This window comes from Streptomyces capparidis (assembly GCF_054782095.1).
In genome coordinates this window covers 87240-105102 of sequence record NZ_BAAGTD010000016.1, presented here as the reverse complement: position 1 = coordinate 105102, position 17863 = coordinate 87240, and the positions used below count along the sequence as shown (strand labels likewise).

Annotated in this window: 16 protein-coding genes; 13 read left to right on the top strand and 3 right to left on the bottom strand. The window is 75.1% G+C overall.

All coding sequences use genetic code 11. The features are described from left to right. The first annotated feature begins 190 nt into the window (after nt 1-190). Nucleotides 191-1120: a bis(hydroxyethyl) terephthalate hydrolase gene (gene bdeA, locus ACYVO2_RS15420; protein WP_461008357.1), complete on the top strand. Its 930-nt coding sequence runs from the start codon at nt 191-193 to the stop codon at nt 1118-1120. A 169-nt stretch (nt 1121-1289) separates the two neighbouring features. Here the strand turns inward: bdeA and ACYVO2_RS15415 are convergent, their stop codons facing one another. Then, the gene (locus tag ACYVO2_RS15415; protein WP_461008356.1) at nt 1290-1451 is read right to left on the bottom strand and encodes a hypothetical protein; all 162 of its coding nucleotides are present in this window, start codon (nt 1449-1451) and stop codon (nt 1290-1292) included. A 1116-nt stretch (nt 1452-2567) separates the two neighbouring features. Here ACYVO2_RS15415 and ACYVO2_RS15410 point away from each other — a divergent pair. The 5 genes from ACYVO2_RS15410 to ACYVO2_RS15390 are packed head-to-tail and all read left to right on the top strand — an operon-like array spanning nt 2568 to nt 8502. Continuing rightward, the gene (locus ACYVO2_RS15410; RefSeq protein ID WP_461008355.1) at nt 2568-2954 is read left to right on the top strand and encodes an ectoine synthase; all 387 of its coding nucleotides are present in this window, start codon (nt 2568-2570) and stop codon (nt 2952-2954) included. Beyond that, nucleotides 2954-5524: a class I adenylate-forming enzyme family protein gene (locus ACYVO2_RS15405; protein ID WP_461008354.1), complete on the top strand. Its 2571-nt coding sequence runs from the start codon at nt 2954-2956 to the stop codon at nt 5522-5524. Before ACYVO2_RS15410 ends, ACYVO2_RS15405 begins: the two co-directional genes overlap by 1 nt. Beyond that, nucleotides 5521-6795, top strand: coding sequence for an acyl-CoA dehydrogenase family protein (locus tag ACYVO2_RS15400; RefSeq protein WP_461008353.1), 1275 nt, complete (start codon nt 5521-5523; stop codon nt 6793-6795). The genes ACYVO2_RS15405 and ACYVO2_RS15400 overlap by 4 nt, the downstream gene beginning before the upstream one ends. Continuing rightward, nucleotides 6792-8039: an MFS transporter gene (locus ACYVO2_RS15395; RefSeq protein WP_461008352.1), complete on the top strand. Its 1248-nt coding sequence runs from the start codon at nt 6792-6794 to the stop codon at nt 8037-8039. Before ACYVO2_RS15400 ends, ACYVO2_RS15395 begins: the two co-directional genes overlap by 4 nt. A gap of 52 nt (nt 8040-8091) precedes the next feature. After that, a complete protein-coding gene (locus ACYVO2_RS15390) occupies nt 8092-8502 on the top strand; it encodes a cytidine deaminase family protein (protein ID WP_461008351.1) in 411 nt (136 codons plus the stop codon). Between the two features lie 11 nt (nt 8503-8513). Here the strand turns inward: ACYVO2_RS15390 and ACYVO2_RS15385 are convergent, their stop codons facing one another. Next, nucleotides 8514-8948, bottom strand: coding sequence for a VOC family protein (locus ACYVO2_RS15385; RefSeq protein ID WP_461008350.1), 435 nt, complete (start codon nt 8946-8948; stop codon nt 8514-8516). A 253-nt stretch (nt 8949-9201) separates the two neighbouring features. Between ACYVO2_RS15385 and ACYVO2_RS15380 the strand changes: the two genes are divergently transcribed. From ACYVO2_RS15380 to ACYVO2_RS15370, 3 genes are all read left to right on the top strand, one after another. Beyond that, nucleotides 9202-10092, top strand: coding sequence for an RICIN domain-containing protein (locus tag ACYVO2_RS15380; RefSeq protein ID WP_461008349.1), 891 nt, complete (start codon nt 9202-9204; stop codon nt 10090-10092). A 235-nt stretch (nt 10093-10327) separates the two neighbouring features. Then, complete coding sequence (locus tag ACYVO2_RS15375; protein WP_461008348.1) at nt 10328-10999, top strand: enoyl-CoA hydratase-related protein; 672 nt, start codon at nt 10328-10330, stop codon at nt 10997-10999. Nucleotides 11000-11181: 182 nt separating this feature from the next. After that, nucleotides 11182-11304 carry a hypothetical protein gene (locus ACYVO2_RS15370; protein WP_461008347.1) on the top strand — a complete coding sequence of 41 codons (123 nt, stop codon included), beginning with the start codon at nt 11182-11184 and terminating at the stop codon, nt 11302-11304. A gap of 24 nt (nt 11305-11328) precedes the next feature. Here ACYVO2_RS15370 and ACYVO2_RS15365 read toward each other — a convergent pair whose 3' ends face one another. After that, complete coding sequence (locus tag ACYVO2_RS15365; protein WP_461008346.1) at nt 11329-13470, bottom strand: glycoside hydrolase family 36 protein; 2142 nt, start codon at nt 13468-13470, stop codon at nt 11329-11331. A gap of 102 nt (nt 13471-13572) precedes the next feature. Between ACYVO2_RS15365 and ACYVO2_RS15360 the strand changes: the two genes are divergently transcribed. The 4 genes from ACYVO2_RS15360 (at nt 13573) to ACYVO2_RS15345 (ending at nt 17829) form a co-directional block, all read left to right on the top strand. Beyond that, complete coding sequence (locus tag ACYVO2_RS15360; RefSeq protein WP_461008345.1) at nt 13573-14625, top strand: LacI family DNA-binding transcriptional regulator; 1053 nt, start codon at nt 13573-13575, stop codon at nt 14623-14625. Between the two features lie 66 nt (nt 14626-14691). Continuing rightward, on the top strand, nt 14692-16023 hold the full coding sequence (locus ACYVO2_RS15355; protein ID WP_461008411.1) for an ABC transporter substrate-binding protein: 1332 nt from the start codon (nt 14692-14694) through the stop codon (nt 16021-16023). Nucleotides 16024-16042: 19 nt separating this feature from the next. Then, nucleotides 16043-16984 (top strand): carbohydrate ABC transporter permease, encoded by a 942-nt coding sequence (locus tag ACYVO2_RS15350; RefSeq protein ID WP_461008344.1) that lies wholly within the window; start codon nt 16043-16045, stop codon nt 16982-16984. Beyond that, complete coding sequence (locus ACYVO2_RS15345; protein ID WP_461008343.1) at nt 16981-17829, top strand: carbohydrate ABC transporter permease; 849 nt, start codon at nt 16981-16983, stop codon at nt 17827-17829. Before ACYVO2_RS15350 ends, ACYVO2_RS15345 begins: the two co-directional genes overlap by 4 nt. Nucleotides 17830-17863 lie beyond the last annotated feature (34 nt).

The window sequence follows — 17863 nt, the reverse complement described above, 5'->3', positions numbered from 1 at the left end:
GCATCGTCCGAGAAGGGGTCATGACGCGGCGGCCCGGGGGGTTCTATAGTTCCAACTCCCCGTTACTACCACTCGGTAAGTTACGTTGCCGCAGGTGACAGACGTGCGGCCGGGCGTACGACCGGTTGCTTCGGCCTGCCCGATCCCGCCCGCGCGGCAGCGTGGCTCACCCCTGGTGAAAGGACGAGTCGTGCGAATAACCCTCCGCAGAACGGCCCCGACCGCCGAGGGCGGAGCGCCCCGGCGCCGCCGCGGGCGTCTGGTCGGCACTCTCGCCGCCGCCGCGGCCGTCGCGACCATGAGCACCACCCTCACCTCCGGCGCCCAGGCCGCGGAGAACCCGTACGAGCGCGGGCCCGACCCGACGACGGCGAGCATCGAGGCGCCGCGCGGCCCCTACGCGGTGTCGCAGACCACCGTCTCCTCGCTGGGCGTCACCGGCTTCGGCGGCGGCACGATCTACTACCCGACCACCACCGCCGACGGCACCTTCGGCGCGGTGGCGGTGTCGCCCGGCTTCACCGGCACCCAGTCCTCCATCTCGTGGCTGGGGCCGCGGCTGGCCTCCCAGGGCTTCGTGGTGTTCACCATCGACACCAACACCATCTACGACCAGCCCGACAGCCGCGCCCAGCAGCTCCTCGCCGCGCTGGACCACCTCACCGAGCGCAGCTCGGTGCGCGGACGCGTCGACGCCACCCGGCTCGGCGTGATGGGCCACTCGATGGGCGGCGGCGGCTCCCTCCAGGCGGCCAAGACCCGGCCCGCGCTCCAGGCGGCCATCCCCCTCACCCCGTGGCACACGGACAAGACCTGGCCCGAGGTCAGGACCCCCACCCTGATCATCGGGGCCGACGGGGACAGCGTCGCCCCGGTCTCCTCGCACGCCGAGCCGTTCTACCAGTCGCTGCCGTCCACGCTGGACCGGGCGTACCTGGAGCTGAACAACGCCTCCCACTTCGCGCCGAACACCTCGGACACCACGATCGCGAAGTACAGCATCTCGTGGCTGAAACGATTCATCGACAATGACACCCGCTACGAGCAGTTCCTCTGCCCGCTGCCCCGGCCCAGCCTGACCATCGAGGAGTACCGGGGCAACTGCCCCCACACCTCCTGAGCAGCGACGCGTCTGCCGGCCCGCGCCCCGCGCGGGCCGGCAGACGCCGTCTCCGCCCCGGAGCCCCGGAGCCCCGGAGCCCCGGCGGGGCCGGCCGGGCGGCCGAGGCGGAGGTCCGCTGCGGGGACGCCGCTCCGCGCGCCCGGCTCGCGCGTCGGCCGGGTGGGCCTCACGCTCCGGGGGCCGGCCCGAACCGCACCGCCATCCGGGCGGCCGGGCCGGTGACGGGAACACCGCCGTCGATCGTGGTGGTGCCGAGTCCGTGGTCGTCCGCCTGCCTGCGGACCTCCTCGTCCCAGGGGGCATCGCGTCCGAGGCGCTCGGCGGGCACGGGTCCGGGGTCGCCGCCGCCCCGGTCGGCGCGCGCGGGCGGAGTCCGCGCAGCGCTTCGGCGAGTGCCTCCCGGCGGAACCGGGGTGCGGGCAGCGGGAAGAGGGCTCGGCCGGGCTGCCGCGGCGGCGGTGCGAGGTGACCGGGCGGGATCCCGAAGTGGCCGACCATGATGACGCGGTCGGAGGGCATGGCGATGAGGTCCTCACCAAGGAGGCCGCGGTCTGCCCGTGCGGGCTCGGAGTCGCCTGGACACCTGCCGGGGGGCGGCCCCGCCGCCTGTCGCCCGGGGACGCTCCGCGCGGGCGGACAGGCGCGGGTGACGCCGCGACGCGCACCGCGCCGACCGGCCGTGTTCCGCACGGTCGCCGTCGGGCACCGCGATGCCGCGCCGGTCGGCCGACAGCCGGGTCGACGTGCTCTCGCCGGCCCCCGTGCCGCCGGCGATCCAGCGCACGTGCGACGCGTCCCGGTGTCCGGGGAAGGGGAGGCCGTGCGAACCATGGTTCCGGTCGCCGCTCGGGAACCGCGGTCTTGTTCTCGCGTCGCGGCACGCTGATGCGGGGATACGGCAGGCCGGCGGTCGGGCGACGGCGGAGGGCGGTTCGTCGTCCCCCGCCGCGACCGCGCTGACGTTCCGGGCCGCTGACCCCGCTCGACCGCACGCCGTCCCCTTGCCGGACCGGACGCCGCCGCGCACCGCGCGCCCCGGCCCCCACCGCACACCAGCCCCCGCGCGCCGCGCGCCCGGGCATCGCGCCGCCCGTCCGCGAAATCCCCGCCCGCCCCCTACCCGGACCGGGGAAAAGAACGCCGGAAGGCGCCCTCTCCGCAAACACCGCCCCGGTGCGGCGAACAGGTCGTGGGGAAAGGGAAGGCCGCCGCCCTGCCGTGTGTGGCGCGGATCACACCTCGATGTTACTTGACCAACTCGCCGCACTACGTCAAGTATGTTTCCGGTTTCGTTCTCGTAAAGAGGATCGGCGCCGGTTCAACGGGCGAAACCAGCCGCTCTCCATTCTTTCCCGCAAGACCCCGTCCGCATCATGGGATTACGCGCGCTTTCCTTTTCCGGCACCAATTCCCTGCGTCACCCCGTCAACGCTGGAGTGTTGCGATGCTGATCCGCTCGCTGGCCGACTTAACCGGTTCCCCGTACGAGGTCGACTGGGGCAACGGCACCAGTCTGCGCCTGCTCACCGCCGTGGACAACATGGGTTTCACGGTCTGCCACACCGTGGTCAGGGCGGGCACCTCCTCGCTCATCGAGTACCGCTCGCACCTGGAGGCGTGCTTCTGCCTGTCCGGTTCCGGCGAAATCGAGGACATGGCGGGCAACGTCCACCGGATCACCCCGGGCGTGCTCTACGCGCTCGACAAGCACGACCGCCACCACCTGCGCGCGGACCCGGACGGCGATATGACGCTGCTGAGTGTCTTCAATCCGCCGCTGAAGGGCACCGAACGCCATTCGCTGGACCGGGTGAAAGCGTCGTCCTACTGATGGCCGCACACATTACCGGTGGCGCGGGCGACACCCCACGCCTATTCGAGTTGTTCGAGAGCAACGCTCGAGAAAACCCCGGGCGGGCCGCCCTCACCGTCGAGGGCGACGCCGTCACCTACGGGGAGCTGAACGAGCTGGCCGACGCCTACGCGGCGCAACTGCGCGAGACCGGGGCCGGTCCCGGCGACCGCGTCGTGGTGTACGCGGACCTGTCGCCCGACGTGGTGGCAGCGGCGCTCGGCATCCTCAAGGCGGGCTGCTGCCTGGTCACCACGCACCCGTCGTTCACCCGGCGCAAGCTGGTCCACCAGATCGGCCACTGCGACGCCGCCGTCCTGGTCACCGACCGGGCGGAGGACCCGGGCGGGCTGTTCGCCGACACGGACCTGGCCGCCGTGCTCCCGCTGGGCGGCGGCGGCCCGCCCGGCCCTGCCGTGCCGCGGCCCGGGCCCCTGGGGCGGGACAGGCGCGGCCCGGGGATCCCGGTCGAGGGGCACCCGGCCGCCGTGTTCTACACCTCCGGCTCCAGTTCCGCCCCCAAGGGGGTGGTGATCAGCCACCGCAACATGACCGCGGCGTTCCGGGCGGTCACCGCCCACCACGGCCACACCGCCGACGACGTGGTGCTGAGCTGCACCACCATCGGCTCCGACTTCGGCTTCTACAACATCGTGATGCCGCTGGCCTTCGGCGGCCGGGCGGTGCTGCTGCGCGGCCTGCCGGAGCGGCCGGAGGAGCTGCTGGAGACCGTCGCCCGGGAGGGCGTCACCGCCGTCCACGCCTTCCCGTCGCTGCTGGCCCTGCTGTGCCGCGTCGAGGACCCCGCCCGGCACCCCGTCCCGTCCCTGCGCTACCTGTCGAGCACCGGCCAGCGCCTGCCGGCCGAGCACATCCGGCGGCTGCGCGAGGCGTTCCCCGGCGTGCCGCTGCACTCGATGTACGGGCTCACCGAGTGCAAGCGCGTGTGCGCCCTGCCGCCGTCCGAGCTGGACCGGCGCCCCGGCTCCGTCGGCCTGCCCCTGGCCGGGGTGCGGGCGTTCCTCGTGGACGAGGCGGGCGAGCCCGTCGAGGAGCCCGGTGCCGCGGGTGAGCTCGCGGTCGTGGGGGAGCAGGTCATGCAGGGCTACTGGGGCGAGCCCGAGCTGACCGCCGAGGTGCTGCGCACGGGCCTGTTCGGGCAGGAGCGGGTGCTGTTCACCGGGGACGTGTTCACCCGGGACGAGGACGGCCACCTGTTCTGGGTGTGCCGCAAGGACGACACGTTCAGCCGGTCGATGTTCAAGGTGAACCCGCATGAGGTCGAGGCGCGGCTCAGGGAGCACCCGCAGGTCGCCGACGCCGCCGTGGTGCCGGTGCCGGACGAGGAGGCCGGGCAGGTGCCCGCGGCCTGCGTGGTGCCGCGGGACGGCGCCGCGCTCGACGCGGAGCAACTGCGCCGCCACTGCGCCGAGCGCCTCGACTGGCACATGGTGCCCGCCCTGGTGTCCTTCCGTGACGCGCTGCCGCGCACCGAGTCGGGCAAGACCGACCGGCGGGCCCTGCGGCGGGCGCTGACCGAACCCGCCCCCGCGGGCGGCGGCGCCCCCGACTACGTGGCCTCGTCGTCGATGGTGGGCCTGGCCGACCGCTTCGACGCGATCGCGACCGGCCGCGACCAGGTGCCGCGCGTCCCGGTGCGCTCCACGATCCGCGACCGGTTCCCCGACCGGCGCCTGCTGGACTACCAGGACGCGATGGTGGAGCGCTCGGGCCCGCTGTTCCAGCACTTCCTGGCCAGCGTGCCCGGCATCCTGGAGGAGATGTCCAGGGTCGGCGTGGCACTCGCCGACCTGGCCGGGCGCCGCGCCGCCCGCGAGGGGCGCGGCCTGACGTTCTACGAGGCCGACGCGTTCGACGGCAGCAACGGGCGCACCCTCGCCGCGTTCGCCGAAGGCCGCGTCACCACCCTCACCAGCTCCCCCAACCGCGCCAACGAGCGGTACTTCCGCACCTGGGCCGACCCGGCCCGCTCCCGGTACTTCCCCGGGTCGCTGTTCCTCCTGGACCGCGCCGTGCTGCGGGAGCGGGAGGAGTACGCGCCGTTCCGCGACGGCGTGGACGTGGTGTACGAGACGGCCGCGTTCCAGTTCTACGGCAAGGACCGGGCGGCGCAGATCGCCCACCTCACCGAGGTGCTCAGGCCCGGCGGCCTGGCGTTCTTCCTGGAGAAGCTCGACCACCCCGACCCGCTGGAGTACGAGCACCGGGAGCGGGTCAAGGACGAGGTGCACAAGGCCCGCTACTTCTCCCCGCAGGAGGTCGAGCGCAAGAAGCAGGAGATGCTCACCCGGATGGTCCACGGGCAGGTGGAGTTCACCGACCTGGTGGCGGCGCTGGGCGAGCGCTTCGAGCACGTCTGGCTCATCTGGAACGGCACCAACTTCCACGAGTTCGTGGCCTGCGACGATGCCGAGCTCCTGGCGGAGTTCCTGGAGCTGGCCGGGCAGCCGCGCATCCCGGACGGGTTCTGCTTCGAGGACCCGGTCGTGCGGCGGGTCGGCGGGCGCGCCGCGGCGGGCCCGCGGTGAGCGGCGAGGAGACGCCCGGCGCCGACCCGGGCGTGCTCGCCGCCGTGGACGCGCTCGCCGGACGGTGGCGGGCCCGGGCGGAGCAGGCCGAGCGGGAGCGCCGCCTGCCCCGCGGCACCGTCACCGAGCTGTTGGACGCCGGGCTGCTGCAACTGGCGGCCCCGCCCCGGTTCGGCGGCGCCGGGCACGGTTGGCCCACCCTGGTGGAGGCGGCCCGGCGCGCCGCGCGGGCGTGCCCGTCCACCGGGTGGGTCGTCGGGGTGGTCGGCGGGCACGCCGCGCTGGCCGGGCGGCTGCCCCGGCAGGCCGCCGAGCAGGTGTTCGCCGCCGGGGCCCGGCAGGTGTTCGCGACGGCGTCCGCCTCCGCGGGCGGGCGCGTCACCCGCGTGCCCGGCGGCTACCGGGTGGCGGGCAGATGGCGGTTCTGCTCCGCCGCCGACCACGCCGACTGGGTGCTGCTCAACGGCCCCTGCCCGGAGACGGGCGACCGGGTGCTGCTGCCGCTCGCCGCGGACCGGGTGCGCGTCGAGGACAACTGGCGGGTCACGGGCATGGCGGGCACCGGCTCGAAGGACATCACCGTGGACACCGTCGTCCCCGATGCGCTGACCGGCTCGCTGACGCGGTGCTTCGCCGCCCGGCGCCCGGACGGCGGGACCGCGCCGACGGCCTACTACCTGGACGAGGTCCCGTTCCTGCCGTACATCAACACCTGCGTCGTCGGCCCGGTGCTGGGCTGCGCCGAAGGCGCCTGGAGCGCCTGCCTGGACCTGCTGTCCGCCGGACGCGGCGGGGCGCGCGCCCTGGACGACCCGCTGGTCCGGGACGGCCTGACGGAGAGCGCGGCGGAGCTGGACTGCGCGCGCCACCTGTACCGGGCCGTGTGCGCCCGCCTGCACGGGGCCGGGGCCGCCCGGCGGGCCGTCACCCCCGAGGACGCCGCCGCGGTCGGCCGGGACCGCGCCTACCTGGCCCGGCTGTGCGTGCGGGCCGTGCACCGGCTGGTCGGGCTGGGCGGCACCGCCGTCCACGCCGAGGACCACCGGCTGGGCCGGCACTGGCGCGACCTCCAGATGATGGCGGCCCACCGCGACCTGGACTGGTCGCGCAACGCCGCCGCCTGGGCGGCCGAGGCCCTGGACGCCGCCGGGCCCGCCCCCGCCGCGCCCCCGGCCACCGGCACCGCCCCGGAGCAGCCCGCCCCGGAGCCCGCAACCCCGGAGCCCGCAGCCCCGGAGCCCGCAGCCCCGGCCCGCGTCCGCCCGGCGTGAGCCCCGCGCCGGGCACCGCCTTCCTGCGCCGCGAGGGGCGCTGGCTGCTGGGCGGCTTCCTGCTGTTCCTGCTCTCCTCCTTCGGCCAGACCTTCTTCATCTCGCTGTTCGCCGACGACGTCCGCGCCGCCCACGGCCTCAGCCACGGCGGCTACGGCGCCCTGTACATGGCCGCGACCCTGCTCGGTGCGCTCGCCCTGACCAGGGCCGGCCACCTGGTGGACCACCGCCCGGCGCGCTCCGTCGTGCTGGTCACCGCGCCGATGCTGGCGCTCGGCACCGTGGTCATGGCCTGCTCGGCGCACACCGCCGTGCTGTTCGCCGCCCTGGTCCTGCTGCGCCTGTTCGGGCAGGGCATGATGACGCACACCGCGTTCACCCTGCTCGGCCGCTGGTTCACCCGGCGGCGGGGCCGGGCGACGTCCCTGGCCGCCCTCGGCCTGAACACGGGCGAGGCGGCCCTGCCCGCGCTCGCCGTCGCGCTGGCCGCCGCGGCGGGGTGGCGCACCGTGTGGTGGACGGCCGCCGCCGTGGTGGCCGCGGTCGGCGCCGCCGTCACCGCGCTGTTCGCGGTGGAGCGCGCCTCGCGGCCCGCGCCCGAGCCGGGCCCAGCGGCCCCGCCCGCCCCGAGCTGGACCCGCGCCCAGGTGCTGCGGGACCGGTACTTCTACGTCCTGCTGCTCGCCACCGCGGCGCCCGCGCTCATCGGCAACACCGTCTTCTTCCACCAGGCGCACCTGGCCGAGGTGCGCGGCTGGTCCCTGGAGACCCTGGCGACGGCCTTCCCGCTGTACGCGGTGACCACCGTGGTGTGCAGCGTGGCGGGCGGCCACCTGGTGGACCGGCTGACCGCGCTGGCGCTGCTCCCGGTCTTCCTGCTCCCGCTCGGCGGCGGGCTGCTGCTGCTCGGCACGGTCGAGGCCCGTTGGGGCGCCTTCGCCTTCATGGCCCTGTACGGGGTGACCAACGGCGTCTCGCTGAGCCTGTTCGGCGCGGTGTGGCCGGAGGTCTACGGCACCCGGCACCTGGGCGCGATCCGGTCCGCGGTGGTGGCGGTGCTGGTGTTCGCCTCCGCCCTGGGCCCCGGGGTCAGCGGCCTGCTGATCGACGCCGGGGTCGGCCACCCCGTTCAGCTCGTCGCCCTGGGCGGCTACTGCCTGGCGGCGTCCGCCGTCGCCGCCCCGGCCGTCCGGCGCCTGCGCCGGCGCGCGACCGCCGCGCCGCGGCCGGCCGTCGGGGCGTGAGGGCCGCGGAAACCGGTGGCCCGGCGGCGGCCCGGTTGGTAGCTTCCGCCGGATGGCGACCCCTGGGCACGACGAACTCATCGCGGCCGCGCAGGCCGTGCTCAACCCCCGCCGGGTCGGCGACCGGCTGTTCGGCGACGTGGCCGCCGCGCTGGTCACCGACGCGGGCAACCTCTACCGGGGAGTGTGCATCGACACCTCCTCCGGCATGGGGTTCTGCGCGGAGCACGCGGCGGTCGCGGCCATGGTCACCGCGGGGGAGTACCGGATCGCGAAGGTGGTGGCCGTGTGGCGCGGCGACACCGGCGCGCTGCACGTGCTGCCGCCGTGCGGCCGGTGCCGGGAGTTCCTGCGCCACATCGACCCGGCGAACCTGGACACCGAGGTGGTCCTCGGCCGCCGCGACTCGGCCCGGCTCCGGGAGCTGCTGCCCGCCCACGAGTGGCCCGCCCCGCTGGACTGACCGCCGCCCCGTCAGCCGGCGAAGATCTGCGACTCGTCGGCGAACGCCTTGAACTCCAGGGCGTTGCCCGCCGGGTCGAGCAGGAACATCGTCCACTGCTCGCCCGGCTGCCCGGCGAAGCGCAGATACGGCTCGATGACGAACGCGGTGCCCGCCGCGCGCAGCCGGCCGGCCAGCTCCTGGAAGCGCGGGACCGTCAGGATCAGGCCGAAGTGCGGCACCGGGACGTCGTGGCCGTCCACCGCGTTGTGGGCCCTGTCCCGCGCCCGGCCCGGCGCGAGGTGCGTGACGAACTGGTGGCCGTGCAGGTTCCAGTCCACCCAGCTCTCGGCGCTGCGCCCCTCCTCCAGCCCGAGCACCCCGCCGTAGAAGCGCCGCGCGGCGGCCAGGTCGTCGACCGGCACGGCCAGGTGGAACCGCGGTATCGGGGAACCGGACGCGCTCATGGGCCTCGCCGCCTTCCTGTGGGCGCCCGGCACGCCGCCGGGACGGGTGGTGCCGAGGTTACGGGAGGCCGGAAGGAGCGCGGGCCGCTCCCGCCCGCCCCGGCGCGCCGGGGCGGTGGCCTCCTGTGACGGAACATGGTGGACCCGGACACGGCGTGTCACACTGCTGCCACGGGGAAGCGGTGGGACCACCCCATGGCCGCGGACCGGCTCGCCGCGCGGGCCGCTGCCGGGGTGGGGACGGGGGGCGCTGGTGGCCGACGGCGGTGAGGTGCGCAACGAGCTGACCGGCTCCGAGGCGTCGGGAGCGGTGGTCCAGGCCGGTGCGGTCCACGGCGGCGTGCACATCCACCACCACGGCCCGGCGCCGACGGGCCCGGGCCCCCGAGGGGCGGCGCGCCGCGGAACCCTGGTCGCGGCCACCGCCGCCGTCTGCGCGGTGGCGGGCATCGCCGTGACGACGTGGCAGCTCATCGACGCGGGCACCGGGGCGCCTCCGGCGGCCGCGGGGACCGTGCCGGCCTCCGCCCCGCGGACGGCCCCGCCGTCGGCGTCGGCGGCCGACCGCTCCTCGCCCCCGACCGCCCCGGGCCCGGCGCCGGTGTCGAGGTCGCCCGAGCCGTCGCCGCTCACGCCGGGCCCGGCGCCGCCGTCCGGCGCCGAGTCGCCGTCCGCCGGGGGAGCGGCGCGGGAGCGGGCCGCCCCCGAACTCCCGGACGGCGCGGTGCGGTACGTCAACGCCGGTGGCGGGGAGTGCCTCGGCGTCCCCGACGCCGGCGTGCGGTCCGCCGAGCCGCTCGCCCTGTCCGCCTGCGACGACGTCGCCGGCATCCTGTGGGAGCACCACCGGGAGGAGACCGCCGACGGCGGCACCTGGTACTCCGTCAGGAGCGGGCACAGCGGCCAGTGCCTGTCCGTGGACGCGGCCCGCCGGCACAACGGCGCGCCGGCCACCCAGTACCCCTGCGGCCCGTACCCCGACCAGTACTGGTCGTTCCGCTGGGACCGGCGCCATCACGGATGGCAGCTCCGCAACCGCAACAGCGGCAGGTGCCTGGCCGTACAGGACGGCGGCACCGCCGGCGGGACCCCCGTGGTGCAGTGGGAGTGCGGCGACTTCGCCGACCAGTTCTGGCGGCTGTGAGGTCCGTACGGCGGAAGGCGGACCTGCCGCGCGGCCCCTTGCAGGCGCCCCGCCGCACCGCATAAGTTACCGAACGGTAGTCCGGGCCGGGCCGGGTGGAGGACGGCCGCGCGGCGGGCCGCCGCCGGGACCCGCGACCTGCCGGTCCACGTGCCGCGGGACCGGCCCGGCGCCGGCCGCCGCCCGGCGCGGCCGCGACCGCCCCACCGACCCGCCCACCCCCGAGGGAGCCGCCGTGCCCACGCTCGACCGCCAGGACAACGTCTTCATCCTCGACATCGGGGACGGCGAGAACCGTTTCCACCCCGACTGGCTCGCCGCCGTGACCGGCGCGCTGGAGGAGGTGGGGAAGGCGGAGGGGCCCCGCGCCCTGGTGACCTGCGCCACGGGCAAGTTCTTCTCCAACGGCCTGGACCTGGACTGGCTGTTCGCCCACGCCGACCAGCACCGGGACTACGTCGTCTCCGTCCACCGGCTGCTGGCCGGGGTGCTGTCCCTGCCGGTGGTCACCGTGGCCGCCCTCCAGGGGCACACCTTCGCCGCGGGCGCGATGTTCTCCCTCGCCCACGACTTCCGCGTGATGCGCGCCGACCGGGGCTTCTGGTGCCTGCCCGAGGCCGACATCGACATCCCGTTCACCCCGGGCATGTCCGCGCTGATCCAGGCCAGGCTGACCCCGCAGACCGCGCACGAGGCGATGACCACCGCCCGCCGCTACGGGGGCCATGACGCGCTCGCCGCCGGGATCGTCGACCGCGCGGTGGACGAGGACGCGGTGCGCGCCACCGCCGTGGAGCTCGCCGCCGCCCAGGCGGCCAAGGCGGGCCCCACCCTGGGCACCATCAAGTCCCGCATGTACGGCCCCGCCCTGGCCGCCCTGCGCGACACGGACAACCCCCTCGGCTGAGGCCGCGGAGGCGCGCCCGGCGGCCGGCGCCCGGGGCGGGTGCCGGCCCGGGCGCGCAGCGGGATCCGGCTCCCCTGGTGCGCGGTCCGGGCGGGCCGCCGCCGGTGCCGCGGCGGTGGGGATCCGGCCGGTGGCGGTGGCCGTCCGCCGTGGTGTTCCGCGGCGAGGAGCCCGACCAGACCATGACCATCAACCCCTGCCGGCTCCGGTTCCTCCACCAGGGCATCGACCCCTCCGCCGAAGGCGACTGCTCCCAGCTTCCCCATCGCCTCGGCCTGCTCACCCGGACCAACCCCGCCTGCTGAGCACCTCGTCGCGGCGGACGCCCCTCAGCCCTCCGGCGCCAGGCGCACCAGCACGGCCGCCGGGGTGCGGGGGAGGGTGACGAGCAGGGCGGCCAGGGCCGGGTCCCAGGCGGCGGTGCCCGCGGGGGCGGCGGGGTGGAGGACCGTCGCCGCGAGGCCCCGCGCGTGGGCCAGGTGCGGCATCGGCAGGGCGGCCCGGGAGGCGTGGCCGCCCCTGCGCCACACCGAGACGTACGAGGCGCCGCCGGGGACGCGCAGCCCGAGCGCCAGCCAGTCGTCGGTCCAGCCGGGCAGGCCCAGCGGCCAGAACGGCACGGCCCGCGCCAGGTCGCCGCGGATCGCCCGGTACGTCCCCACCGCGTCCCGCACCAGCGCCAACTGCCCCGGCGACATGCGGTCGAGGCGGCCGGAGAGGTGGATGCGGCCGAGCAGCGCGCCGCCGAGGGTGAACGCGATCTCGTCGTCGCCGAACTCCGGCTGCGGGTACGCCCACACCGCGCCCTGCTCCGGCGGCACCGCGGTCGGCGCGGCCGCGGCGATCGGCGGGTAGCGCAGCGGGTCCTGCTGGTCGCTGGTCGACTGGAGCTGGGCCACGGCCAGCGACGCGCCGTCCATGCGCATCCCCCCGGAGGCGCAGTTCTCCACCACCAGGCCCGGGTGGCGGTCCAGGACGGCGGAGAGCCAGTCCAGCCAGGCGCGGGCGTGGCCCAGCAGCCCGTCGCCCGGCGAGGTGTCGCCCGGCGCCTGCGTCCCCGGGGCCACGGTGATGTTGTAGTCCAGCTTCAGGTAGCCCACGCCCCACTCGCCGACGATCCGGTCCACCGTCCCGTCGAGGTGCGCGCGGGCCGCGGGGTGCCGCAGGTCGAGCTGGTGGCGGCCCTGCTCGGTGACGCGCACCCCGTCCCGCTGGAAGAACGCCTCAGGTGGCAGCGTCCGGGCGATCGGGCTGCGGACGCCGACGACCTCCGGCTCCAGCCACAGCCCCGGCACCATGCCGCGCTCCCTGATCCGGTCCAGGACCTCCCGGATGCCGCCGGGGAAGCGCCGCCGCGAGGGCAGCCACTCCCCGACGCTCTCCCACCAGCCCCGCCGGTCGTCGTCGTACCAGCCGGAGTCGATGCAGAAGTACTCCGCGCCCGCGTCGGCGGCCGCGTCGATCAGCGGCAGCAGCTTGGCCGTCGTCGGGTCGCCCATCAGGGTGTTCATGTAGTCGTTGAAGACGACGGGCAGCGCGGTGTGGTCCGGGTGCGGGCGGCGCGCGGCGCGCCGGTACGCGGTCAGGGCGGCCAGCGCGTCCTCGAGGCCGGAGCCCAGCGCCAGCGCCACCGGCACGGTGGTGAACTCCTCGCCGGGCGCGAGCCGCCGGCTCCACTGGTGCTCCGCGTCGGTGGGGCCGTTCAGCGCCAGGTACGTGCCGCGGGCGCGTTCCCCGGTGTCCCAGCGCCAGCCCGCGGGCGACTCGATCTGCCACAGCCACGCCCGGCCGCCGCCCTCCTCGGTGAGGGCGCCCATCGGCAGATGGCCGTCGGTGGGCCAGCTCCCGCGCCCGGCGAGGGCCACGGCGGCCCGGCTGTCGTGCTCGTGGGCGGCGGCGTTGACGTCGGCGAGGCAGGCGCGCAGCGGCTCGGCGTACCAGCGGCACTCGGCCAGCCAGTCGTTGCGGGCCCGGTGCACGGTGAGCGCGTCGGGGGCGGGCAGGCCGCCCAGCAGCAGGCTGCTGACGGATTGGACGACCAGGGGCGCGGCTCCCTCGTTGCGCAGGCGGACCCGGGAGCGCAGCACCGGCACCCCGTCGGGGGAGGACAGCTCGACGGACGCGGTGAGCCCGGTGCCGGCGTCGTGCAGGTCGAGGGTCAGCCGGTGCCAGGCGCCGTCCCGCCGGGCGGCCCGGGAGCGCAGCCGCAGCCGCGAGCCCAGCGCCGTGCCGGTGAAGCGGGGCCCCGACCAGCCGCTGCCGTGGCCGAGCGCGGTGAGCTCGACGAGCGGCAGCGGCGCCCGCGGGTCGGCGGGCGGCGGCGGGTCGCCGGGCCCGGCCAGCCGGACGAGCCGGGGCGCGTCGTCGGGCCCCGTGGCGAACTCGGCCCGCAGCGCCGAGTGCCCCCACACGGAGGTCTCCTCCCGGCCGGTGTCCGCCGGGGTGTGTGCCGGATCCGCCGTCTCGGTCAATGCGCTGCCCCCAGCTCCCTCGTACCGCAGGCCGGTTCGGCCCGGATGAACGGGCCGTTACGGTCTCTTGACGGCCCCTGTGTGACCGGTCACAATCCTGGCATGAATGTGACCGGTCACACAAGGCGGTCCGTGAGCATCCGGGACGTGGCCGCCGCCGCGGGCGTCTCCCACCAGACCGTCTCCCGGGTGATCAACGGCCATCCCAGCGTCCGGCAGAGCACCCGGGAGAAGGTGCTCGCCGCCATCGACGACCTGGGCTTCCGGCGCAGCGCCACCGCGCTCGCCCTGGCCAGCGGGCGGAACCGGATCGTGACGGTCCTCACCGCCAACACCACGCACTACGGCTACGCGTCGATCCTCCAGGGCATCGAGGAGGCCGCGCGCGCCGCCGCCTACGGCGTCGGGATCACCGTGCTGGAGTCGGCGGGCGAGACCGCCGTCGCCGCCGGGGCGCAGCGCGCGGCCGACGCGGGCGGCGGGGCGATCGTGATCGCCTACGACCCGGCGGGTGTGCGGGCGCTCGCGGCCCTCGACGGGGCGCTGCCGGTCGTCGGCGTGGTGGAGACCCCCGCCGACCCGCCCGGCGGTGACCGGCCCTGGGTGTGGGCCGACGACCGCCGGGCCGCCTACGAGGCCACCCGGCACCTGCTGGCGACCGGCCACACCACCGTGCACTACGTCGCCATCCCCTCCAGCACCCGGCGCACCAGCGCCCGCACCGCCGGCTGGCGGCAGGCCCTGCGCGAGGCCGGCGCGCCGGAACCCGTCCCCGTGCAGGGGGACTGGGGCCCGGCGGGCGGCTACACGGCGGGCCGGCGCCTGGCCGAGGACAGGGGTGTCACCGCGATCCTGTGCGGCAACGACGACCTCGCGCTCGGCGTGATGCGGGCCCTGCACGAGGCGGGCCGGGCGATCCCCGGCGAGGTGAGCGTGGCCGGGTTCGACGACGCCCCGCACTCCGCGTACCTCACGCCGTCCCTGACCACCGTGCGCCTGGACTTCACCGGCCTGGGCCGGGCCGCGTTCGGCCTGCTGCACAAGGCGCTGGAGGAGTCCGCCCCGGTGGCCCCGCACCCGGTCTCCGTGCCGGAGCTGGTGCTGCGCGAGAGCTCGGGCCCGCCGCCGGGCGCACCCCGCCCGTCCCGCCCCTGAACTCCGAGCGTCGCCCCGCCACCGCCCACGGCCCCCACGCAGTAAGGCGAGGAACCCATGAGAGCGTTGAAGAGCAGGACCCTCCCCGCGGTGGCGCTGGTGTGCGCCGCGGCCCTGACGGCCACCGCGTGCAGTGACCCCACGGCGGGCACGTCCGGCGACGGCGGCGCGGAGAGCAGGAAGGCGGTCGATCCCACCGCCCGGCTCGACGGCGTGAAGCTGACCATGTGGACGGCGCAGAACACGGTGAACGCGCCGAAGCAGGTCGTCGACGCCTTCGAGAAGGCCACCGGCGCCAAGATCGAGGTGCAGGCCATCCCCGACCTGTACGAGCAGAACGTGCCCACCAAGCTCGCCTCGGGCGACCGCCCCGACCTGATGTTCTGGCAGCCGTCCATCTCCACGCTGCCGTTCGTCCAGCCCGAGCGGAACCTGCTGGTCCTGGACGGCGAGCCCTGGGAGGCGAAGCTGGGGGACACCGAGCGCTCCCTCGGGGTCATCGGCGGCAAGCGGTACGCGGCCGTCGTCACCAGCCCCGCCATGCTCGGCGTCTACTACAACAAGGACGTCTTCGCGCGGGCCGGTATCACCGAGAAGGACTTCCCCGCCTCCTACGACGAGCTGCTGCGGCTCGCCCGCAGGGTCGAGGAGCGCACCGACGCGGCCGGCTTCCACGAGGCCGGCGGCGACAAGTGGCCCCTCCAGTGGCAGATGCAGGTGCAGCTCACCGACCTCGGCCCCGACTGGTGGGAGCGGCTGAACCGGAACGAGGAGAAGTGGACCGACCCGGTCGTGGTGGGCGCGATCAAGAAGTACAAGGAGCGGGTGCTCGACGCCGGGCTCACCCAGGACAACCACCGCACCGGCACCTTCACCGGCCAGGCCGACGCGCTGTGGCAGGGGGAGGCGGGCATGGTCCTCAACGTCACCTCCTTCCAGACCCAGCTCCAGGCCAAGCACTCCACCGCCGAGATCGACCGGCGGATCGGCTGGTTCCCGATCTCCAACTCCTCGGCCACCGGCATGTACTCGCCCGACCAGACCAACGGCGTGGTCGCCTTCAGGACCGGTGACACCAGGCGGCAGGACGCCGCCCGCCAGTTCCTGGCCTTCTGGCTCGGCCCGGACTACCCCGAGTACATCAAGACGATGAAGATCCCGTCGGTGCAGCCCTCGGTGCCCACCCCCGACGGGCTGCCGCAGACCGCGAAGGCGCAGGTGGCGGCGCTGCCGAAGGCCAACGGGGTGTTCCAGGCCAAGGCGATCGTCGCCCCCGACACGCACCTGTACCTCGCCGAGATGATGTACGGCAAGAAGACCCCCGAGCAGGTCGCCCAGGCCATCCAGGACCAGTTCGCGCAGGTGGCCAAGGCCCAGGGCGCGCCCGGTTTCCAGTAACCGCCACCCGGGGGATCCCATGGCCGACACAGCCGTACCCACGCACGCGCGCCAGCCGCGGCAGGCCCCGCGGACCGGCCGGGGCCCGCGAAGGGCACCGGGGAAGCCGCCGCGCGCCGCCGTCCACCACCCCTGGTGGTTCGCGCTCCCCGCGATCGCCGTCTTCGCGGCCTTCTTCCTGCTGCCGAACCTGCTGAACTTCTACTACCCGTTCACCGACTGGTCCGCCTACCGCGCGGACGTGACGTTCACCGGCCTGGACAACTTCCGGACCGTCGCCGAGGACGGCTCGCTGCTGCGGGCCATCCGCACCACCGTGCTGTACGCCGCGCTGGCCGCGCTGTTCCAGAACGCCTTCGGACTCGGCCTGGCCCTGCTGCTGGAGGCCGACACCCGCTTCAACCGCTTCTTCCGCGCCGTGTTCTTCCTGCCCGTGCTGATCTCGGCGCTGGCCACCGGCTACCTCTTCCAGGCCCTGCTCGACCAGGACGGCGCCGTCAACTCCGCGCTCGGCGCGGACGTGCCCTGGCTGGGCTCGACCACCTGGACGTTGGTGGTGGTCACGGTGATCCACGGCTGGAAGTGGATGGGCCTGGCAATGCTGGTCTACCTCGCCGGCCTCAAGGGCATCCCCCGCGACATGCTGGAGGCCGCCCGGATGGACGGGGCCGGCCCCTGGCGGACCTTCCGCTCGGTGCGCTGGCCGATGCTGGCGCCCGCGGTCACCTTCAACGTCACCACCGCGCTGATCGGCTCGATGAACACCTTCGACATCGTCCAGGCCACCACCGGCGGCGGGCCCGCGGCCTCCACCGAGGTCTTCAACATCTACATGTTCCGGGTCTTCGGCCAGGGCCTGTACGCCCAGGCCTCCGCGATGAGCCTGGTGCTGTTCCTGGTGGTGGTCGCGGTGGCGATACCCCTGGTCGTCGGGCTGCGCCGAAGGGAGCAGACGCTGTGAGCACCGCATCGGCGCGGCGCACCCCGCCGCTGTGGCGCCTCGGCCGCCCGGCGCTGGTGGTGCTGCTGGCCCTGGCCGCCGTCGGCGTCCCGCTGTGGCTGACGCTCGTCACCTCCGCCAAACCGCAGGCCGAGGCGGTCCGCCCCAACCTGGACCCGCCGCGGCACTGGCAGCCGGCGGACAACTACGCGGACGCCGTCGGCGACGGCGAGATGCTGCGCGGCTTCCTCAACTCCCTGCTCGTGGTGGTGCCCTCGGTGGTGCTCGTGCTGGTCCTGGGCGCGGGCGCCGCGTGGGTCTTCGCCCGCCGCAAGTCCAGGGTGGTCACCGCGGCGTACGCGGTGTGCATCAGCGGGCTGCTGCTGCCGCCCGCCGTCATCACCATCGTGATGGAGCTGCGGCAGTTGGGCCTGGCGGGCACCCGGCCGGGGATGATCGCCGTCTACACCGGGATGTACCTGTCCACCTCGATCTTCTTCATCACCGGGTTCATCCGCACCATCCCGCTTGAGCTGGAGGAGGCGGCCCGTGTGGACGGGGCGAGACCGCCGGTGGTGTTCTTCCGCATCATCCTGCCGCTGCTCCGGCCGGTCATCGCCACCGCGACGATCATGGTGATGCTCTACGCCTGGAGCGACGTCTTCTACGCCTTCTTCGTCCTCGGCGGAGGGGAGCGGGCCACCCTCCCGCTCAACCTGTTCCAAGTCGCCGGCGCCCAGCTCTACCTGCACAACTGGCACCTGGTCTTCGCCTACGTCGTGGTGATGAGCCTGCCCATGGTCGCCGTGTTCGTGCTGGCCCAGCGAAAGATCGTGTCCGGAATCACCAGTGGAGCCGTCAAGTAGCCGAAAGGTTTCGCCATGCCCACGAGTACCCGTC

Coding starts and splice junctions, on each gene's coding strand:
- ACYVO2_RS15410 (WP_461008355.1), top strand. CDS start 2,568: ATGCTGATCCGCTCGCTGGCCGACTTAACCGGTTCCCCGTACGAGGTC.
- ACYVO2_RS15405 (WP_461008354.1), top strand. CDS start 2,954: ATGGCCGCACACATTACCGGTGGCGCGGGCGACACCCCACGCCTATTC.
- ACYVO2_RS15390 (WP_461008351.1), top strand. CDS start 8,092: ATGGCGACCCCTGGGCACGACGAACTCATCGCGGCCGCGCAGGCCGTG.
- ACYVO2_RS15385 (WP_461008350.1), bottom strand. CDS start 8,948: ATGAGCGCGTCCGGTTCCCCGATACCGCGGTTCCACCTGGCCGTGCCG.
- ACYVO2_RS15370 (WP_461008347.1), top strand. CDS start 11,182: ATGACCATCAACCCCTGCCGGCTCCGGTTCCTCCACCAGGGCATCGAC.
- ACYVO2_RS15360 (WP_461008345.1), top strand. CDS start 13,573: ATGAATGTGACCGGTCACACAAGGCGGTCCGTGAGCATCCGGGACGTG.
- ACYVO2_RS15350 (WP_461008344.1), top strand. CDS start 16,043: ATGGCCGACACAGCCGTACCCACGCACGCGCGCCAGCCGCGGCAGGCC.